Origin of the sequence: Crocosphaera sp. Alani8 (genome assembly GCF_038442745.1) — a bacterium.
Taxonomy (GTDB): Bacteria; Cyanobacteriota; Cyanobacteriia; order Cyanobacteriales; family Microcystaceae; genus Crocosphaera.
Map to the genome: position 1 here is coordinate 16,343 of NZ_JARVCN010000165.1, position 18,938 is coordinate 35,280.

At 37.4% G+C, this 18,938-nt stretch carries 15 protein-coding genes and 1 pseudogene; 5 read left to right on the plus strand and 11 right to left on the minus strand.

Annotated features, from left to right (window positions below; all coding sequences use genetic code 11):
- The 3 genes from P9B04_RS11125 to P9B04_RS11135 all read right to left on the minus strand — a co-directional run bounded on the left by P9B04_RS11125 (position 1) and on the right by P9B04_RS11135 (position 3,586).
- On the minus strand, positions 1-1,110 hold the full coding sequence (locus tag P9B04_RS11125; RefSeq protein ID WP_342055056.1) for a citrate/2-methylcitrate synthase: 1,110 nt from the start codon (positions 1,108-1,110) through the stop codon (positions 1-3).
- Positions 1,111-1,309: 199 nt separating this feature from the next.
- On the minus strand, positions 1,310-1,912 hold the full coding sequence (lexA, locus tag P9B04_RS11130) for a transcriptional repressor LexA (protein ID WP_342055057.1): 603 nt from the start codon (positions 1,910-1,912) through the stop codon (positions 1,310-1,312).
- A gap of 72 nt (positions 1,913-1,984) precedes the next feature.
- The gene (locus P9B04_RS11135; RefSeq protein ID WP_342055058.1) at positions 1,985-3,586 is read right to left on the minus strand and encodes a helix-turn-helix domain-containing protein; all 1,602 of its coding nucleotides are present in this window, start codon (positions 3,584-3,586) and stop codon (positions 1,985-1,987) included.
- 582 nt (positions 3,587-4,168) lie between these two features.
- Between P9B04_RS11135 and nadC the strand changes: the two genes are divergently transcribed.
- Together nadC and tilS are read left to right on the plus strand one after the other, a co-directional pair.
- Positions 4,169-5,011 (plus strand): carboxylating nicotinate-nucleotide diphosphorylase, encoded by an 843-nt coding sequence (gene nadC, locus P9B04_RS11140; RefSeq protein ID WP_342055059.1) that lies wholly within the window; start codon positions 4,169-4,171, stop codon positions 5,009-5,011.
- A gap of 7 nt (positions 5,012-5,018) precedes the next feature.
- Positions 5,019-5,990 (plus strand): tRNA lysidine(34) synthetase TilS, encoded by a 972-nt coding sequence (tilS, locus tag P9B04_RS11145; protein ID WP_342055060.1) that lies wholly within the window; start codon positions 5,019-5,021, stop codon positions 5,988-5,990.
- Between the two features lie 10 nt (positions 5,991-6,000).
- Here tilS and P9B04_RS11150 read toward each other — a convergent pair whose 3' ends face one another.
- From P9B04_RS11150 to P9B04_RS11160, 3 genes are all read right to left on the minus strand, one after another.
- Positions 6,001-7,554 carry a hydantoinase B/oxoprolinase family protein gene (locus tag P9B04_RS11150; RefSeq protein ID WP_342055061.1) on the minus strand — a complete coding sequence of 518 codons (1,554 nt, stop codon included), beginning with the start codon at positions 7,552-7,554 and terminating at the stop codon, positions 6,001-6,003.
- A 155-nt stretch (positions 7,555-7,709) separates the two neighbouring features.
- A complete protein-coding gene (locus P9B04_RS11155) occupies positions 7,710-8,411 on the minus strand; it encodes a lecithin retinol acyltransferase family protein (RefSeq protein WP_342055062.1) in 702 nt (233 codons plus the stop codon).
- A gap of 141 nt (positions 8,412-8,552) precedes the next feature.
- Positions 8,553-10,664 carry a hydantoinase/oxoprolinase family protein gene (locus P9B04_RS11160; protein ID WP_342055063.1) on the minus strand — a complete coding sequence of 704 codons (2,112 nt, stop codon included), beginning with the start codon at positions 10,662-10,664 and terminating at the stop codon, positions 8,553-8,555.
- 150 nt (positions 10,665-10,814) lie between these two features.
- On the opposite strand from P9B04_RS11160, the gene P9B04_RS11165 reads away from it, so the two are divergent.
- Together P9B04_RS11165 and P9B04_RS11170 are read left to right on the plus strand one after the other, a co-directional pair.
- Positions 10,815-12,050, plus strand: coding sequence for an LL-diaminopimelate aminotransferase (locus P9B04_RS11165; protein ID WP_342055064.1), 1,236 nt, complete (start codon positions 10,815-10,817; stop codon positions 12,048-12,050).
- A gap of 121 nt (positions 12,051-12,171) precedes the next feature.
- Positions 12,172-13,365: an aminotransferase class V-fold PLP-dependent enzyme gene (locus P9B04_RS11170; RefSeq protein ID WP_342055065.1), complete on the plus strand. Its 1,194-nt coding sequence runs from the start codon at positions 12,172-12,174 to the stop codon at positions 13,363-13,365.
- On the opposite strand, the gene P9B04_RS11175 is transcribed toward P9B04_RS11170, so the two are convergent.
- Positions 13,366-13,788, minus strand: a complete 423-nt coding sequence (locus P9B04_RS11175; protein WP_342055066.1) for a thiol-disulfide oxidoreductase DCC family protein — start codon at positions 13,786-13,788, stop codon at positions 13,366-13,368.
- A 549-nt stretch (positions 13,789-14,337) separates the two neighbouring features.
- Here P9B04_RS11175 and gcvP point away from each other — a divergent pair.
- A complete protein-coding gene (gcvP, locus tag P9B04_RS11180) occupies positions 14,338-17,295 on the plus strand; it encodes an aminomethyl-transferring glycine dehydrogenase (protein ID WP_342055070.1) in 2,958 nt (985 codons plus the stop codon).
- Between the two features lie 82 nt (positions 17,296-17,377).
- On the opposite strand, the gene P9B04_RS11185 is transcribed toward gcvP, so the two are convergent.
- The 4 genes and pseudogenes from P9B04_RS11185 to P9B04_RS25165 all read right to left on the minus strand — a co-directional run.
- Complete coding sequence (locus P9B04_RS11185; protein ID WP_342055067.1) at positions 17,378-17,725, minus strand: DUF5615 family PIN-like protein; 348 nt, start codon at positions 17,723-17,725, stop codon at positions 17,378-17,380.
- The gene (locus tag P9B04_RS11190) at positions 17,726-18,040 is read right to left on the minus strand and encodes a DUF433 domain-containing protein (protein ID WP_342055068.1); all 315 of its coding nucleotides are present in this window, start codon (positions 18,038-18,040) and stop codon (positions 17,726-17,728) included. It abuts the gene before it with no gap.
- Positions 18,041-18,137: 97 nt separating this feature from the next.
- Positions 18,138-18,611 carry a hypothetical protein gene (locus P9B04_RS11195; RefSeq protein ID WP_342055069.1) on the minus strand — a complete coding sequence of 158 codons (474 nt, stop codon included), beginning with the start codon at positions 18,609-18,611 and terminating at the stop codon, positions 18,138-18,140.
- Between the two features lie 30 nt (positions 18,612-18,641).
- Positions 18,642-18,872 (minus strand): annotated as a pseudogene (locus P9B04_RS25165) (COR domain-containing protein); the annotation flags it as partial.
- Between the last annotated feature and the right edge of the window lie 66 nt (positions 18,873-18,938).

Consider the following 18,938-nt stretch of genomic DNA (forward strand, 5'->3'; position numbering starts at 1 on the left):
TTATCTCTCCTCCATGGGACACCATGATTGTTGATGGGGTCCGGTATAAACAGAACTAGGACGAATGATGCGATCGAGTTCTAGCTGTTCTAAACAATGGGCTAACCACCCTACAACCCGACTGACGGTGAAGGTTGAGGTAAATAAGGCTGAAGGCAGTCCTAACCCGTGTAAAACTAAGGCTGTGTAATATTCCACATTGGTTTCAATTTTACGATTGGGTTTGTATTCCCTGAGTAACCGTAAAGCGGTGGTTTCCACGTCAACAGCTAAACCCCAAAAGTCCCTATCTTCTCTCCGTTTCCAGACATCTGCCGATACCTTAGACAGCAAGATGGCCCGAGGATCTTTGACTCGATAAACCCGATGGCCAAAACCCATTAAACGTTCTCGGTTTTCAAACTTGTGACGTAAATTGCCTTCTATGTCTCCCGATTTTTGCATCTCCAATAACATATCCAGTACCGGGCCTGGCGCACCTCCGTGGAGAACTCCTTTCATCGCGCCGATGGCAGCGGTTACCGCAGAAACGAAATCAGAACGGGTGGACATGACAACCCGTGCAGCAAAGGTTGAGGCGTTCATTCCATGCTCGATGACCGTATTGAGATAAATCTCTAGAGTTTTAACGTCTTCGGGGGTAGGTTTTTCTCCTGTGAGCATATATAAGTAGTTAGCCGCGTGGCCTAACTCCAAGTGAGGATCTATGATTGGTTGACCCTCGAGTAAACGCCAGTAGGAAGCTGTAATAATAGGAACCGAAGCGATAATCTTTAGTGCGCCGTTAATTCCTTCTCTATCTATGCGATGAGATTGCATATCCAGAGTTAGACAGCTAACCCCGATCCTCACCCCTTCGATAAGTTCCACATCGTTGGCGGCTGCGTTTTTGAGAATATCTAAGATTTTTTCATCGAGATATCGGTGAGATAATAGTTTTTTATTAATGTTATCAAGTTCATTTTTATTGGGGAGATGATTGTGCAAAAATAAAAAAACCATCTCTTCAAAAGAGGCATTTGTGGCAAGGTCTTCAAAGGGAAATCCTAATATGATTAACTTTCCTAACTGCCCATCAATTTTGCTGAGGTGATTGGGTATATTTTCCATATATTTCAAATTCCCTAGATAATCGAGGCTAATAGTAACTTCTGCACTTTACTGGATTATAGCATAGTGCTTTTTGGGAATAGTCTTGTTCATCAAGTTATCCTTAACTTTGAGAGAGTAGAGGCTCATCTGGTATTAAACCTCTACTACTTTGACGGTTTCTTAATCGCAGGTTCCCTTTTCTAAGCACAAAGACAAGTCAATAACCTCGCCAAACTCCTATTAAGATTCCTTGAACTTCTATTTGGTTAGCTTTGACTTCTATGGGTTGATAGTTAAGATTTGAAGGCTTTAACATCACCATTTCTCCTTCTTGATAAAATCGTTTTAAGGTGGTTCCTACTCCTTCTACTCTAGCAGCAACAATTTCACCATTTTTTAACGTTTCATCGGGATCTAAAGAGCGCATAATGGCTAGATCTCCCTCGGTGATTAAATCTTCGATCATGCTGTCCCCTGTAACTCTTAAACCCCAGTATTTGCTATTCTGGAGGAGATTGGAGAGGTCTAGACGATCTTGTTCATCGGTGAAGGGTTCTACTAATCCTCCGGCTGCGATCGCTCCTAATATGGGGATGCCTTTGGGTTGATGGTGTAAAATTCTCAAGGTTCTGGCTTTGCCTTCGATCCAATCGATATAGCCCTTGTTTCTCAATCTCTCTAGGCGACTTTGCACCGGTGCCGGCGATCGCAGATTCATGGCTTTCATCATCTGACGAATGGAAGGAGCGTGTTGATTGTCGTTAATGTATTTAATTAACCAGTCGTACAATTCTTTTTGTGCGGGAGTTAAAGGTTCCATAGATTTTCCCAGTTCTCAGAACGTAGGTACTATGATAAACCTTTTTTGGCCGTTTGGGATAATAATTTACTACTAATACAATTCTAGAACAGTTTTGAGAATTTCGCGATCTTCGGGCTTGGCAGAAAAACGACCATTTTCGAGATCCCTAATCCAACTTTGACTTTTGCCGATTTCTTTGGCCAGGGCCCTTTGACTTAAACCTTTGCGCTTTCTTGCATCTAATATTTGCTCAGCAGATAACTGAGAGATTTTGGGATTACGAGTTTTACGCTGTGTTTTCCGTTGTTTTTTTTGTTCAAATTTTATTAATTGTTCTTCCCATTCTTGGGGGAGTTCAAAGTTAAGAATTCTGGCTTTCATTAACCAATTCCATTTTCCCCTCGGGCCAGAGTCGGTTAAACGATGCTCTTGGCAACCATCGTTAATCCAAAAGTCTAACGCTTCGTCTGCATCGTCGGGGAGTCTATCTAGTTTTACCCAGAGAGGTTGTATGGTTTCTGGGTAGGAAACGGGGTCAAATACGGGTTTTAATCCGTAATGATTCAAAACCTCTAAATCGCTCTCAAAGGTTCTTAGGAGGCGTTTTCGTTGCTCTCGGTGTATGTCTGCTTGGGCGATTCTTTGTTGACCATAAGCGACTCTCATGAGGGTGGGGACGGTAATACATTGTTTACGTCCCATTTTGCTTTTAAATAGTAACCAGAGCATGATTCTTGTTGCTCCCGGATGTTGCTGCCAAATGCTCATGACACTACTTAAAACAAATTGAGGTAAGGAACCGTATTGATAAAAGGCAATTCTTTTACTGTAACCTTGTTTATTTAAGAAGTATTTAGCCCAAATTCCGGGTTGTAAGGTAAAGGTTAAGCCGATTAAATGTTGACACCCTAAATCATCTTCTTGGAAGTGATGTTGAATTTCTAATAGGTTCCAGATCGGACTTTCTGGAACGAGAAAACCTTTAACTTTTCCTTGTTGTGGCCAGTTGATGGTGGCTAATAATTGACAGGTTTGTTGTATTAATAGTTTAATTAGGCTCAGTTTGGCTGCTTTACTGAGGTCTTTTCGTTTATCTAGCCCTAAATATTGTTCGATTTGTTGATCACTGATAACAAATTTTTCTTCCCAAGGTTTTTCTAATGTGGTTGCATAACCAGCAAATAAAAGATGTAAACAAGCTGCTCTGATATCAATACATTCTAGTTGGCTAGAATCGGATAAATAATCCACTGATTCAGATATTTGTGTGTTTAATATGTTGTTTAAACGAAAAACAATTGTGCCTTGTCCTTGTTTAACCGATCGCTCATAATAAAGACTGTTGTTACTGTCTTTTTCCCAAGGAAGCACTGAGGCGCAAGTTAAGACAGTACAGGCTTCCCAAATTATCATCGACGAAGCAAAAGGGGTGTTTTTTCCATTGATAAATAGTTCGGGAGATGTGGGGATTCTGGTTACATTTTTATATCTTCCTTTTTTGGCTTGGATGGGGGTTGGACTACTAATAGGACATTGAACAATACATTGAGGTTCTTGATAATAACCTTGACAACTATTACATTTTTCTTTATCGATCAGATATTCACCATTTTCCGTTTTAATAGCATCAGTTGGGCAATGAATTTGACAACTATTACAAGTTGGGCAACTTTCAGAAATTGTATAAGACATGATGGTTTACGAACAGTGATAAATTAAGCAAACTACGCTCGTGTCTTTAATTGTTAGATTCAATGGGTAATCTAATAATTGTTTCACAATACAGCATGAGTAATACAATACTCTACCTATATATCTCTCTCAAAAAGGAATCTATCCTGATATTAATTATTGATATTTTTGGATAGTAAAAAATCTATGCAGTTACTAGGAACTCAGTAATACTACTACGATTTTTGATGTGACACTTCCCACTGTTGTTATAGTATTTAATTAAGGTTTGACCTTATGTTTATCATGAACATTCTACTATAATGCCTTCTTTTTTTTCTTCCTATTATTGAGTTATTGAAAATTTTTATTCTCATAATGCAAGTATAAATGATTTTTAGGAATAATAGTACCGATAATTATCTCTTTTTATCAAAAATACTGTAAAGTATCATACAGACAAAATACACACCGAACCCCTGAAGTGGTCAGTTGATTTAGTTTTGTAATTCTCTTTGTAGTTTTATAACAATTTGATAAATTAGTTATTAATAACTAGGTTATGATAAAGAATAGATAATCTCTTGAAAAAACAGAACAATTGTGATACCTTCATTATTGAATATAGATCCATTGCTAACTGCTTGGTTGCAAGAAGACATTGGAAGAGGCGATCGCACCACTGAGGGTTTGGAACTAAAGAAAACGGGTTCGGGTTATTGGATAGCTAAGTCTGAGGGAGTCGTAGCTGGTTTACCCGTTGCTCAGAGAGTCTTTCAGCTATTAAGTTCAGATATTTCCTTTGACCCCACTGTGGAAGACGGAGAATGGGTGAAAATTGGTCAAGTGATAGCAAAACTCAACGGACCATTAAGCACTCTATTAACAGGGGAAAGAGTTGCCTTAAATTTGGGGATGAGGTTAAGCGGTATTGCCACTATGACTAGGCAGTACGCAAAAACTATAGAAGATTTACCGAGTCAGTTGGTAGATACTCGTAAAACGACCCCAGGTTTAAGGATACTGGAGAAATATGCCATCCGAATAGGAGGAGGCAAAAATCACCGTATGGGCTTAGATGATGGGGTGATGATTAAAGATAATCATATCAAAGCCGCAGGCAGTATTCAAGGAGCAATTAATTCTATTCGTCAAACCATTCCCTATCCCCTTACTATTGAAGTGGAAACAACAACATTAGCAGAAGTAAAAGAGGCCTTAAAGTATGGGGCAGATATTATTATGTTAGATAATATGGATATAGATTTAATGAAAGAATCTGTGGCTTATATTAGGAAAGAAAATAAACAAATAAAAATAGAAGCATCGGGTAACATTACCCTAGATAATATTAGGAAAGTTGCCTTAACTGGAGTGGATTATATTTCTAGTAGTGCGCCTATTACTCGTGCGACTTGGTTGGATTTAAGTATGAGAATCGATTAATCTTAAAATGTGGACAAATATTCATGCTAGGGTACATCAAAAACTCAAAGATAGTTTAATTTTACCTCAAAAAAGTAACATCTTAGTTGCAGTTTCTGGGGGACAAGATTCTTTATGTTTATCGAAACTTCTACTAGATTTACAACCAAAGTGGGGTTGGAAAATTGCTATTGCTCATTGCGATCACGGTTGGTCTTCTGACGTAGGAATTGCAGATCATGTAGAAAAAGCTGCTAGTAATTGGGGTGTTACCTTTTATTTAAAAGTAGCTGAATCAATGAAAGAAACAGAAGCAAACGCCAGAGAATGGCGATATCAAAGTTTAGTTGAAATAGCCGAAGAAAACCAGTTTAGCGAAGTAGTGACTGGTCATACATTAAGCGATCGCAGCGAGACATTATTGTATAATTTAATTAGAGGAGCTGGTAGCAACGGACTAGGTGCATTAACTTGGAAACGTCCTCTAACAAATAAAATCAATTTAGTACGTCCTTTATTAAAGGTTTCACGGCAGGAAACTTTAACGTTTTGTCGACAATTTAATTTACCGATTTGGGAAGATGTAGCTAATACTAATTTAAAGTATGCTCGTAACCGTATTCGCCAAGAATTATTACCCTATCTAAAAGAAAATTTTAACCCCAATGTAGAAACTAATTTATCACAAACATCAGAAGTATTAAAAGCGGAATCTGATTATTTAGAAGGAGAAGCTAATAAGATATTTCTAGTAGCATTTGATGCTAATAACTCTAGATTAAATAGAGATGTATTAAAAAGTGTACACTTAGCTCTACAAAGACGAGTAATTCGCAAATTTTTAGCTAAAGTTATGGTAACTAAACCTAATTTTGAACAAATAGAAGAAACCGTTAATTTAATCAATGCACCCAGGAAGTCAAGGACTTCTTCTTTTCCAAGTAATATCATGTTAGAAGTAGTAGAAAATTATATACTCAAAAAACAATTAATTAAGTAAAATAAACTTTTTAGGAGTCCAGGAATCCAAAACCTCCACCTCCTGGAGTTTCAATAATAAAATTATCTCCTGATTCTATTTCTACGGTTGCGGTACCATCTAATATTTCTTCCGTTCCATCTTTTCGTTTAAGCGAATTTTTTCCCACTTTTCCTGCTTCTCCACCTACTAAACCAAAAGGAGGAATAACTCGATGTGCTGACAAAATATTAGCAGTCATAGGTTCTAAAAATTTGATGTTTCTTATAACACCATTTCCTCCAGAATAGTGACCCTTTCCACCGCTATTTTCTCTAATTTTAAACTCTTCTACTAATACAGGATAACGAAATTCTAATACTTCGGGATCGGTTAAACGAGAGTTAGTCATGTGGGTTTGTACTGCATCGGTTCCATTAAAGTTAATTCCAGCACCAGAACCCCCACAAATTGTCTCATAATATTGATAGTTTTCGTTCCCAAAAGTAAAGTTATTCATAGTGCCTTGGGAAGCAGCTAATACCCCTAATGCGCCATACAAAGCATCAACAATAACTTGAGAAGTTTCTACATTTCCTGCTACCACAGCTGCCGGATATTTCGGGTTTAACATACTTCCTTCAGGGATAATCAAATGTAAGGGTTTTAGACAACCAGCATTGAGGGGAATATTATCATCAACTAGGGTACGAAAAACATATAACACGGCTGCTTGTGTAACTGCTTTTGGAGCATTAAAATTACTCCTTAATTGTTCAGAGGTACCTGTGAAATCGATTGTTGCACTACGATTTTTATCATCGATAGTTACTTTAACTTTAATCTCTGAACCTTGATCCATTGCATAAGTAAATTCTCCGTCGCTTAAGACATCAATTGCTTTTCTAACAGACTCTTCTGCATTATCCTGGACGAATCTCATGTAAGCTTGTACAGTTTCTAAACCATATTGATTGACCATTTTTTGCAATTCTTGGTATCCTTTTTCATTAGCTGCGATCTGTGCTTGAAAGTCGGCAATGTTTTGGTCAAGGTTTCTCGCAGGATAATCCCCATTGCCTAGAATTTCTCTTACTTCTTGTTCTCGAAAATGTCCTTTTCCCACCAATAAAAAGTTATCAAATAGCACTCCTTCTTCTAAAATTGATCTAGAATGGGGAGGCATAGAACCCGGTGTAATTCCTCCAATGTCTGCTTGATGACCACGAGATGCAACATAGAATAAAATTTCTTTATTCTCATTATTAAAAACTGGTGTAATAGCAGTTACATCAGGCAAATGAGTTCCACCATTGTAGGGGTTATTTGACAGATAAACATCCCCAGGTTGTAAACTATTTTTCTTATCTTGAATAAGACTTTTAACGCTTTCGCTCATACTTCCCAAATGCACAGGAATATGGGGTGCATTAGCGACTAATAATCCTTGTTGATCGAAGATAGCACAGGAAAAGTCTAGACGTTCTTTAATGTTAACTGAAGAGGCTGTATTTTGTAGAATAATTCCCATTTCTTCAGCTATAAACTGATAGAGATTTTTGAATATTTCGAGGTAAATGGGATCGGGATTGGATAGGTTTAACATAGTGAATTATAGAGTTAAATGATTATTTTTAGTTTAATGCTATTTTGAAGTTAGATTCTACTACTTAAGTTAATAATAAATTATCTTTTTTGATTTATATTAATCAATCATAAAACCATCAGGATTGTAATTTTCTCAAGAAATTTTTATTTAAATTAACATCCTCGTAACTGACGAATAATACGAAAAATCTCACCTCTTCCAATAAAAGCACCAAAATATGCCAAAACTATTGAGATATAACTAGAGTCAAAATCTTCTGATTTTGGAACAGTAGTTATGTACAAATTCTGGCCTCCTAATTGATGATTCAAATGATATACATAATAACCATCATTCAATACACTAACAAAAATAGATTGGTCAAAGTCCTCTCTTGACAAACTAACTGTCCCGCAAAATTTACATCTCAGTAATTCATCTCGCAGTTGCTTATAATTGTTAATCATAGGTTGACTTGTAAATGGATTATGATCTGTAAACAAGTGCCAAATACTTTGGTAAAAATGCGGTTTATTACCAGTAACATAATATGCAAAATGTTCACAGTTACAATGACCTAAATGATAATCAATTTCTTTAGTTATCTGTTCTATCCGTTTAAACATTAAGTCCTTGCTGACTCCTGTACGCTTTTCTAGGGTTATCTCTTTCAAATCTCCGTTTCTTGCTAACCACTTATACTCTAGACCCATTTTGACCAGTTCTTTTTTAGCGACACGACCATGACTACCCATCCAAGATATTCCATCTGAAGGACCCCACTCAATAACTTTTCCATCACCTATAAAGACAAAGAAATGACGAGTATGAGCAAAGAGTGGAACTGATAAAATATCACCAACTTGAAACTGCATAAATTAGAATGTTTTTAAGTAATCTATCTAACTTTATGATAGTATTTTGAGGTTGTAAATCTTACTGAAAAGATTAAACTAAGCTAAAAATTTGTTTGGTGATAAATATTGGTCACCAGACTAAATCCCTAAAATAAAATATCATATTTGATCATCATCTTTTTTACTAATAATTAAATGATTATACCCTGTTAATTTTGCACTCCAATCAGGTTCAACCATAATTGTACTAATTTTTTCAACAATAATTGCTGGCCCTTTAATATTATCTTCAGGTTGTAAGTCTTCTCGTTTATAAATTGGAGTATCTTGCCATTTATCCTCGGTAAATACAGGAACTATTTTAATCGGTAATGGAATATCATTTAAAGGACGAATACGACTTAGTAACGGTTCATTGGGACTATCCATAATTTGAATAATCTCAACAGAAACTGATTCTACAATTAACATTTTTTTTGTTTGGATAAAACCATATCTTAACTGATATTCTTTTTCAAAACTTTGCTGGATAACTGTTATATCTTCGGCAAAGTCCACTAATAAGGATGAGTCAGTTCCCTGATATTTTAAACTGAGTTTAATAATTATGTTTTCTGCTTTAATAGATTTGTTAGTGTTGAGTTCTTTTCTTGCTTGATTTTTTAACTGGTTAATAATGGATTTTAAATCATAAATTAAGTTTTTATCTAAGGATTTTTCAATAGCACTTTCTTTAATAACTCTGAGATCAGCTAAACCCATTCCGTAAGCACTTAAAGCACCGGCATAAGGATGAAGAAATACGGTTTTTATCCCTAACGTATCGGCAATTAAACAAGCAACTTGACCCCCTGCACCTCCAAAAGTACATAAAGTATAATTAGTTACGTCGTATCCCCGTTGTAGGCTAATTTTTTTAATGGCATTAGCCATATTTTCTACAGCAATTTTAATAAACCCTGCGGCTATTTTTTCAGGAGTATTTTGTTGCTCCGTAGCTTGATCAATTTCTTTGGATAGTTCTATAAATTTATGAGTAACTATATCTTTATCTAAAGGTAAATTACCTTCTTGTCCGAAAATATGGGGAAAATATTGAGGTTGAATTTTTCCTAAGATAACGTTAGCATCGGTTACAGTTAGAGAACCTCCTCGACGGTAACAAGCAGGACCAGGGTTAGCTCCTGCAGATTCAGGACCTACTTTAAAACTGGCTCCATCGAACCGTAAAATAGAGCCACCACCAGCAGCAACGGTGTGAATACTTAATACTGGAACACGCATTCTTGCACCAGCAATTTCATTATCTAATTGCCGTTCATATTCCCCTTTAAAATGAGCAACATCTGTAGAAGTTCCTCCCATATCAAAAGTTATAATTTCTTTGAAACCTGCTCTTAAACTGGTTTGCACTGCGCCAACAATTCCACCAGCAGGACCGGATAAAATACTATCTTTTCCCTGAAACTTATCAGCATCAATTAAACCTCCATCTGATTTCATAAACATCAGTTTTGTATTTATTAACTGACTAGAAACTTGTTTAACATAGCGTTTTAAAATAGGAGATAAATAAGCATCAACAACGGTAGTATCTCCCCTAGAAACCAGTTTCATTGAGGGACTGACTTGATGAGATATGGAAATCTGGGTGAACCCAATTTCTTGAACAATTTTTGCTACTTGATTTTCATGATTATGATAACGATAACTGTGCATAAAAACGATGGCACAGCTTCTTATCCCTTGTTGATAAACTTGTTCTAAATCGTGTCTAACTTTTTCTAGGTTAACAGGAATTAATTCATTGCCTTTGCTGTCATATCTTTCTTCTACTTCAACCGCTAATTCATACAACATAGAAGGTAAAATAATTTGAAGAGCAAATATATTCGGGCGATTTTGGTAACCAATTCTTAGGGCATCTTTAAAACCTTTTGTTATCAATAAAACAGTGCGATCACCTTTTCTTTCTAGTAAGGCATTGGTAGCAACGGTTGTCCCCATTTTTACTGTTTCTATTTGTGCTGTGGGGAGAGCTTTATCAGGAGCAAGACAAAGTATATCTCTAATTCCTTGAATAACAGCATCTTGATATTTTTCTGGATTTTCTGAGAGTAATTTATAGACGACTATCCATTTCTTATTAGGCAAAGGAACAATTAAAAACTGTTCTTGTTTTTGAGACAATTTATTGATAATTTGTTCATCAATAACAACTGCAACGATATCGGTAAAAGTTCCACCTCGATCGACAAAAAATTTATTCATAGCATATCTCAGGATTCATATTACAATAACTCAAGGATAATCAAACCAATGAACTAAATAACAGCTTACCGAAAAGATTTTAGTTAATTTTAAAAATTCAGGTCAGAAACCAGAGTAAGCTAAATAAAGGTATTTGTAACGAAGTAAAATATGGCAACCATCAACGATAACTATCTCAAACTCAAGGCAGGATACCTCTTTCCCGAAATAGCAAGACGAGTAAACACTTTTGTAGAAAGTAACCCCTCAGCAAAAATAATTAAACTAGGTATTGGGGATGTTACCGAACCCTTGCCAGAAGCTTGTCGTACTGCTATGATTAAGGCTGTAGAGGATATGGGTGATCGCAGTACCTTCAAAGGTTACGGCCCCGAGCAAGGTTACCAGTGGTTACGGGAAAAAATCGCAGTCCAGGACTTTCAAGCTAGAGGGTGCGATGTCAACGCCTCAGAAATCTTTATTTCCGACGGGGCAAAATGCGACTCAGGCAACATTCTCGACATTTTTGGTAAAAATAACAAAATTGCTGTAACCGACCCCGTATACCCTGTTTATGTGGACACAAATGTTATGGCCGGCAACACAGGGGAAACCAACGACAGAGGAGAATACGACGGTTTGGTTTATCTTCCCATCAGTGCAGATAACAACTTTACCGCAGACATTCCTGACCAAAAAGTTGACCTCATCTATCTCTGTTTCCCCAACAACCCTACCGGTGCAACAGCAACAAAAGAGTACCTCAAAGCTTGGGTAGACTACGCCAAGGCTAACAACTCGATCATCTTTTTTGACGCTGCCTACGAAGCTTTTATCACAGACGATACATTACCTCATTCTATCTACGAAATCGAAGGAGCTAGAGATTGTGCCATCGAGTTTCGTTCCTTTTCTAAAAATGCAGGGTTTACTGGCACTCGTTGCGCCTTTACCGTGGTGCCTCAACAACTAATCGCTAGAACAGCAGATGGGTCTGAGGTAGAATTATGGAAGCTGTGGAACCGTCGCCAATGCACCAAGTTTAACGGAGTTTCCTATATTGTGCAACGGGGAGCAGAAGCGGTCTATTCCGAAGCAGGACAGGCACAAATCAAGGGTTTAGTTAAGTTTTACCTCGAAAATGCCAAAATTATCTGTGAGCAGCTCAAGATCGCAGGATTTGAGTTGTATGGTGGGGTCAATGCTCCTTATATTTGGCTAAAAACCTCTCACAATCTTTCTAGTTGGGATTTCTTCGATAAACTCTTACAAACAGCCAATGTAGTAGGAACCCCTGGGTCTGGTTTTGGGGCTGCTGGAGAGGGCTATTTTCGCATTTCAGCCTTTAATAGCCGAGAAAATGTCGAAGAAGCCATGAAACGCATTACTACTGAGTTTAAAGCTTAAATTTTAGGATAGGGAGTGTGAGCATCTTGCTCACTAACCCGATTAATTTTTGCTCAACAACCTGATTAAAGGATACTGCTAAAATGACAATAATGCTAGTTCTTTTTCCACTAATTAACCTATGATTTATCCCCAAGACTTTCTATCCGAAGTGCAACAACAAAGACAAGAGTTTCCTGGACTGATCAATAAAGTTTATTTTAATTTTGGGGGACAAGGAACTTTACCCCGTTCGGGATTAGAGGCTATCATTGATGCTCATAATTTTTTACAACAAAAAGGTCCTTTTTCTCTCAAGGTTAATGATTGGATTGGTCAGAAAGTAGAATTATTGCGACAGGATATTGCTCAAGAATTTGGGGTTGAAGCATCAACAATTACTTTAACTGAAAATGTAACTTCTGGGTGCAATATTGCTATTTGGGGAATAAATTGGCAAGCTGGCGATCGCATTTTGATGACCGATTGTGAACACCCTGGAATTATTGCCACTGTCAAAGAAGTTGCTCAACGGTTTGGGGTTGAGATTGATATTTGTCCTCTTTTAAATACCCTAAATGAAGGTAATCCAGTGGAGGTAATTAAGCAACACTTAACCTCTCAAACAAAACTGGTGGTTTTGAGTCATTTGTTATGGAATACAGGACAGGTTTTACCTTTAAAAGAAATTAGCGATCTCTGTCACAGTTATCGTGGTAGCGATGACCCTATTTTGGTATTAGCAGATGCAGCACAATCAGCCGGTTCATTAGCGTTGAATTTAGCAGAAACTGGGGTTGATTTCTACGGTTTTACGGGTCATAAATGGTTCTGTGGACCGGCAGGAGTAGGAGCGTTATACATTCGTCCAGAAATTTTTGAATCTATTAGCCCTACTTTTATTGGTTGGCGAGGTATTAATATCGATAAAAACGGTCAACCTATTGACTTTAAGCAGGATGGTAGAAAGTTTGAAGTTGCTACATCGTCTTATCCTCAATACGAAGGTTTAAGAGCAACTATGGGTGTTCATAACGACTGGGGAAATAGTCAACAGCGTTATGAACAAATTTGTCAATTAAGCGGGTATTTATGGCAAAGCTTATCAAAATTTTCTGCTGTTAATTGTTTGAAAAGTTCTCCTCCAGAAGCAGGTTTAGTTTCCTTTACTGTTGACAATAATATGTCTCACGCAACTATTGTTCAGAAGTTAGAAAGCCAAGGATTTTTCTTAAGAACAATCCGTGATCCTGACTGCATTCGTGCCTGTGTTCACTACTTTACTTTGCCCGATGAAATTGACCAGTTAGTGAAAGCTATCTCAGGGATAGTTTAATTAATTAGAAACAGCAGAATTGCTCCTTTCGTTACAACCAAAGGGATAGGGAGATGGATAAGTATTGTCCCTTCTTCCAAACCAGTTATAACGATTATCTCTCACTTGTTCGTAGCTTTTGTCCCCTAACCATTTCATTCCTGGTAAGCTACGATAGGCAATAATAAATGCTTGTCCCAATGGCAATAAGTTGACGATTTCTTCCGCTGCGTCGCTTCCTTGCCAACGTTTCTCTATATCATCACCATCAATTAAAATCATCCCCATTTCAAAATCTTCTGGGGTGATATTGAACTGTCTCAATATTGCTTGATCTTGCATGGGAATATAGTCGAAGATATTGCCTTGATCAAACTTAGCTAAAAGTTGAGTGAATGTTGCACAAAGATTGCAGTTTCCGTCGTAAATAATATGATAAACCATGATATTTTATAATTGTTTTTACATAGCTTAACACATTTTTATTGAACAGTTATCAGTTATCTTGTAGTTAATGACTGATATTATGCAGTAGTGAAACTGTTCTAAAGTTTGGGGGGGTTCCTAGATTTTGAATCGTTTTTAAAAACCTCATCGTAGCTTCTTGTCTGAGAAAATGAGGAATAATTTCACTATTTTCATAAATTATATACTCTCTGTTTTGGAAACAATAGATTTCAAGTTTATATAGATATACGTTTAGTTTTATCTAAAGTTTATTATTAATACTGGGACAATTTCCATCAACTTTTAAATCCTTATAAAAAAGAGTATTTTCGATAATGAAAGAGGCTTAAATATCCTTATTTATCAATAATTTAACTTTTAAAAATATGCAAGTTTGTACCATTAATTCTAGACGTAATTTTTATCAATAAGTGAGATCAACTAGATTGACATTTAGACATTGCAGACTATTGTTACAAGAGATTACAATAAGTAGTTAGGATGATCATTTTTGACGAAACCAACAGCAAAATCATTATCATTGATATGCCTAACCTGGATCTTACTGCAAATCTAACCGAAAACAAGGATAATATCGCCTCTGGTGTCGGAAACGTACTTACAAAAACGGACAGCTTTATCAATCGGCATATTGGACCAAGTAGCAAAGAAATTGATACAATGCTCAAGGTCTTAGGCTTTTCTACTCTAGAGCAGCTTATTGATGCTACAGTACCTCAAGTCATACGCCTTAGTAAATCTCTCAATTTACCCGAAGCACAGAGCGAATACGGTGCATTAGCTCAATTGAAGTCTATTGCCTCTAAAAATGAGATATTTCGCTCCTATATCGGTATGGGTTACCATGACTGCATAACCCCTCCCGTAATTCAACGCAACATTCTAGAAAATCCTGGCTGGTACACTGCCTATACCCCGTATCAAGCGGAAATTGCTCAAGGAAGACTAGAAGCTCTCTTAAACTATCAAACCATGATAGTAGAGTTAACAGGACTCGAAATTGCTAACGCTTCCTTGCTAGATGAAGGGACAGCCGCAGCAGAAGCAATGAGTATGAGCTATGGTTTATGCAAGAACAAAAAGGCTAATGCTTTCTTTGTTGACTCCCATTGTCACCCACAAACGATCGAAGTAATTAAAACGAGGGCGTATCCTTTAGGAATTGAGTTAATTATCGGCGATCATCGCCTATTTGAATTTGATAAAGAGATTTTTGGTGCATTACTGCAGTATCCAGCTACCGATGGCACCATCTACGATTATCGCACATTTATCGACATTGCCCACAACCAAGGTGCATTGGTTACGGTTGCAGCGGACCCCTTGAGTTTAGCATTATTAACGCCCCCAGGAGAATTTGGCGCAGATATTGCCGTAGGAAGCACTCAACGCTTTGGTGTCCCCTTGGGTTATGGGGGACCCCACGCCGCCTATTTCGCCACGCGAGAAGCCTATAAACGGCAGATTCCTGGGCGTATTGTGGGAGTATCCAAAGATGCACAAGGAAACCCTGCTTTAAGGTTAGCATTGCAAACCAGAGAGCAACATATTCGTCGAGAAAAAGCCACCAGCAACATTTGTACAGCGCAAGTATTACTAGCAGTTATTGCTGGAATGTATGGGGTGTATCATGGACCAGAAGGCGTTAGAAACATTGCTCAAAGAGTACATCAATTAACTGTAATTCTAGCCAAAGGATTACAAAAACTAAGCTACACAGTCAACGATGAACCTTTCTTTGATACGGTTAAAGTTGGTGTGGGTGATGCTAGTGTTAAAGCCGTAATTAAGGCAGCCGCAGAACGAAAAATTAATCTAAGGCTATATCAAGAAGGTATCTTATGTATTAGCTTAGATGAAACTACTACAGTTCACGATGTGGTTGAGTTGTGGCAAATTTTTGCTGCTAAAGATAATTTACCTTTTACCGTCGAAGAGATAGCGCAAGAAGTCAATTTTGAGTTTCCTATCTTCTTCAAACGTACCTCAGATTATCTGACAGATCCTGTCTTTAATCAGTATCATTCCGAAAGTCAATTACTGCGTTATTTACACCGCTTAGAAAGCAAAGATTTAGCCTTGAATACTTCCATGATTCCTTTAGGATCATGTACCATGAAATTGAACGCATCTGCCGAAATGATGCCGGTAACTTGGCCAGAGTTTGGTAAACTCCATCCGTTTGCACCCTTATCTCAAACCGAAGGTTATCAAATTCTTTTCCAACAGTTAGACGTATGGTTAGGAGAGATAACAGGATTTGACGGTATTTCTTTACAACCTAACGCTGGATCTCAAGGGGAATACGCAGGACTTCAAGTAATTCGTCAATACCACGAAAATAGAGGAGAATCTAACAGGAACATCTGCTTAATTCCCGAATCAGCACACGGCACAAACCCTGCCAGTGCAGTGATGTGTGGCATGAAAGTGGTTGCTATCCAATGCGATAAAGAAGGTAACATTGATATTGCAGACTTGGAGAAAAAATCAGAAAAACACTCCGAAAATTTAGGGGCGTTAATGGTTACATATCCTTCTACTCACGGTGTATTTGAAGAAGAAATAATTAACATCTGTGATATCGTTCATCGTCACGGTGGACAAGTGTATATGGATGGGGCTAATATGAACGCTCAAGTAGGGGTATGTCGTCCGGCTGACTTTGGGGCCGATGTTTGCCATCTTAACCTACACAAAACCTTCTGTATCCCTCATGGGGGAGGTGGTCCGGGAATGGGTCCCATCGGTGTCAAAGAACATTTGATCCCATTTTTACCCACAACCAACCTAGATAAATACAGCAACCCAGATAGTAATGGTAAGGCAGACACATCCATAGGAGCCATTTCTGCAGCCCCTTGGGGTAGTGCTAGTATCCTGGTCATTTCTTGGATGTACATCGCTATGATGGGGGAAAAAGGGCTAACTGATGCGACAAAAGTGGCTATCCTCAACGCTAACTATATGGCCTATCGTTTAGCTGACTATTATCCCATCTTGTTCAAAGGTGCATCCGGTTGTGTCGCTCACGAATGTATCATTGATCTACGTCCCCTGAAAAAGCAAGCAGGGGTAGAGGTGGATGATATTGCTAAGCGGTTGATGGACTTTGGTTTCCATGCACCTACGGTGTCTTGGCCGGTTATTGGGACGATGATGGTGGAACCCACGGAAAGCGAAGATTTAGCGGAGTTAGACCGTTTCTGTGATGCGATGATCACCATTCACCAAGAGGCTCGAGCGATCGCAGATGGTACAATTGACCCTGCAAACAATCCTTTGAAAAATGCGCCACATACCGCAGAAACGGTAATTTGTCAAGATTGGGATCGTCCCTATTCCCGTGAAAAAGCGGCTTATCCGGCTTCTTGGAGCAAAGAACATAAGTTCTGGCCAACTGTAGGGCGTATTGATAACGCTTATGGAGACAGAAACCTAGTTTGTTCTTGCGAAGGAATGGACGCTTACAAAGAAGATTAACACATTGTTGGGTGGGCAATGCCCACCTTACTTTAATTGTCTTATTCGTTAAAGATTGTACAATATGAATTGTATTTGACAATTAAAGAGGTAAATATTGTACTTTATTGGCAAATTCTTCTAACTTTCCTAACTTGGCAATTAACTCTAAATCTCGAATACAATCACCGATAGATATCATTAGTTGATGACCATAAATAACTCCGACAAATTCCATACCTTGTACTTGACGATTATTTGCTTCTATCAAAAAGTCTTTATCTTGACTAAAAATAAGTCTTTTTAGGGTAGTTGCACGGTCTAAAATAATTAGATCATCTACACCTGAATAACCATCTTCTTGAACAGTTAAAACATCAATTTCTCGCAAACGTAAACCTATGGTAATTGCACCATGTACATTTTCATCCATATAAAGGGGTAAACTCAATTAGAGAACTCCTTCAGCTTTGAGTCGGGTTACAAAGGGAGAGTCTCCTGCTTGGGAACGCAACTTTTTAACGTATTTAACCTCTTGTTGAATCTCTTGATCTAATTGTTCTTTATGTTCCCAATAATAAGCGAATGCGGAATGAATTTGACTCATGGTTAAATGACGATGATTAATCTGTATTTCTTCAGGTGTCCAACCATAAGCAATTTTTGCCATGACAAGATCAATGACTTTGAGGGTTGAACCTATAATTATTGCTGTACCTTGTTCATTCAGGTGAATGTGTTTATAATCTGTGGAAATTGAAGCCATTGTTATTGATTTATCTCTAACATAATTATAGCAGAAATAAACTGATTTCCTGTAGAGAAGTTTCATGAAACTTCTCTACAAGTATGGGTATTAATAATTAACTGTCGGTAAACCCTTCACCAAACCCCACTGCTGCTTTATAAAATACGTTATTTTCGCTGTAGTGTTCACCAACTTTTATTAATGCTATTTTTCCTCCATTTAACCAGTGTTTTCCATCAAAAATATGTTTAATAATTGCCCATTTTTTGGATTGTTTTTTTTGAATATGTGTAAATTCTGCATTTATAATTTCTGTTGCTGTTGTTTCGCTAACATTGGAATATTTATTATTTAACTCAGTTAGGATATTTTTAATTTCATCTATTGCGTTGTTGATAGAAGTATCGGAAGCATAGTTATTAAAGTTTGCTTCACCTTCGTTTTGTTGATGAATTTGAATAGGACTGTTACCGTTAATATTAATATTATTAGTTATAGGTTGGTTTGACATTTCACTTTCCTGATTATTTCTAGATCGAGTTTGATAGGGTGAAACAACATCGTTAACTAAACCCTGTACATCTACCATATCATAACTAATTGGACATTGAATTGTAGGTTGTTGATCGTCAATGAATTTATGAAGGACATTCCAAGGATAAAAATGAGGAAACTGACTCCCTTTACATTTTGAACAATTACAGGGAACTAAAGTTTTATATTTAAGACGTTCATAAGAGTTATGAATTTTACCGAATTCATATCTAACAGTGGTTAATAAATCTCGTTTACGTTGTCCCGATACTCTTATACGAATTTCTCCTTTATGATAGCGATAACTTTCAATAATTTCTGCTCTTGCAGAAGCTTCTCAAAAAGTCTGGGGGGACTCGCCGAAAGTTAGGGGACAAAGATG

Coding starts and splice junctions, on each gene's coding strand:
- P9B04_RS11125 (WP_342055056.1), bottom strand. CDS start 1,110: ATGGAAAATATACCCAATCACCTCAGCAAAATTGATGGGCAGTTAGGA.
- lexA (WP_342055057.1), bottom strand. CDS start 1,912: ATGGAACCTTTAACTCCCGCACAAAAAGAATTGTACGACTGGTTAATT.
- P9B04_RS11135 (WP_342055058.1), bottom strand. CDS start 3,586: ATGTCTTATACAATTTCTGAAAGTTGCCCAACTTGTAATAGTTGTCAA.
- tilS (WP_342055060.1), top strand. CDS start 5,019: ATGTGGACAAATATTCATGCTAGGGTACATCAAAAACTCAAAGATAGT.
- P9B04_RS11150 (WP_342055061.1), bottom strand. CDS start 7,554: ATGTTAAACCTATCCAATCCCGATCCCATTTACCTCGAAATATTCAAA.
- P9B04_RS11155 (WP_342055062.1), bottom strand. CDS start 8,411: ATGCAGTTTCAAGTTGGTGATATTTTATCAGTTCCACTCTTTGCTCAT.
- P9B04_RS11160 (WP_342055063.1), bottom strand. CDS start 10,664: ATGAATAAATTTTTTGTCGATCGAGGTGGAACTTTTACCGATATCGTT.
- P9B04_RS11165 (WP_342055064.1), top strand. CDS start 10,815: ATGGCAACCATCAACGATAACTATCTCAAACTCAAGGCAGGATACCTC.
- P9B04_RS11170 (WP_342055065.1), top strand. CDS start 12,172: ATGATTTATCCCCAAGACTTTCTATCCGAAGTGCAACAACAAAGACAA.
- P9B04_RS11175 (WP_342055066.1), bottom strand. CDS start 13,788: ATGGTTTATCATATTATTTACGACGGAAACTGCAATCTTTGTGCAACA.
- gcvP (WP_342055070.1), top strand. CDS start 14,338: ATGCCTAACCTGGATCTTACTGCAAATCTAACCGAAAACAAGGATAAT.
- P9B04_RS11190 (WP_342055068.1), bottom strand. CDS start 18,040: ATGGCTTCAATTTCCACAGATTATAAACACATTCACCTGAATGAACAA.
- P9B04_RS11195 (WP_342055069.1), bottom strand. CDS start 18,611: ATGGTAGATGTACAGGGTTTAGTTAACGATGTTGTTTCACCCTATCAA.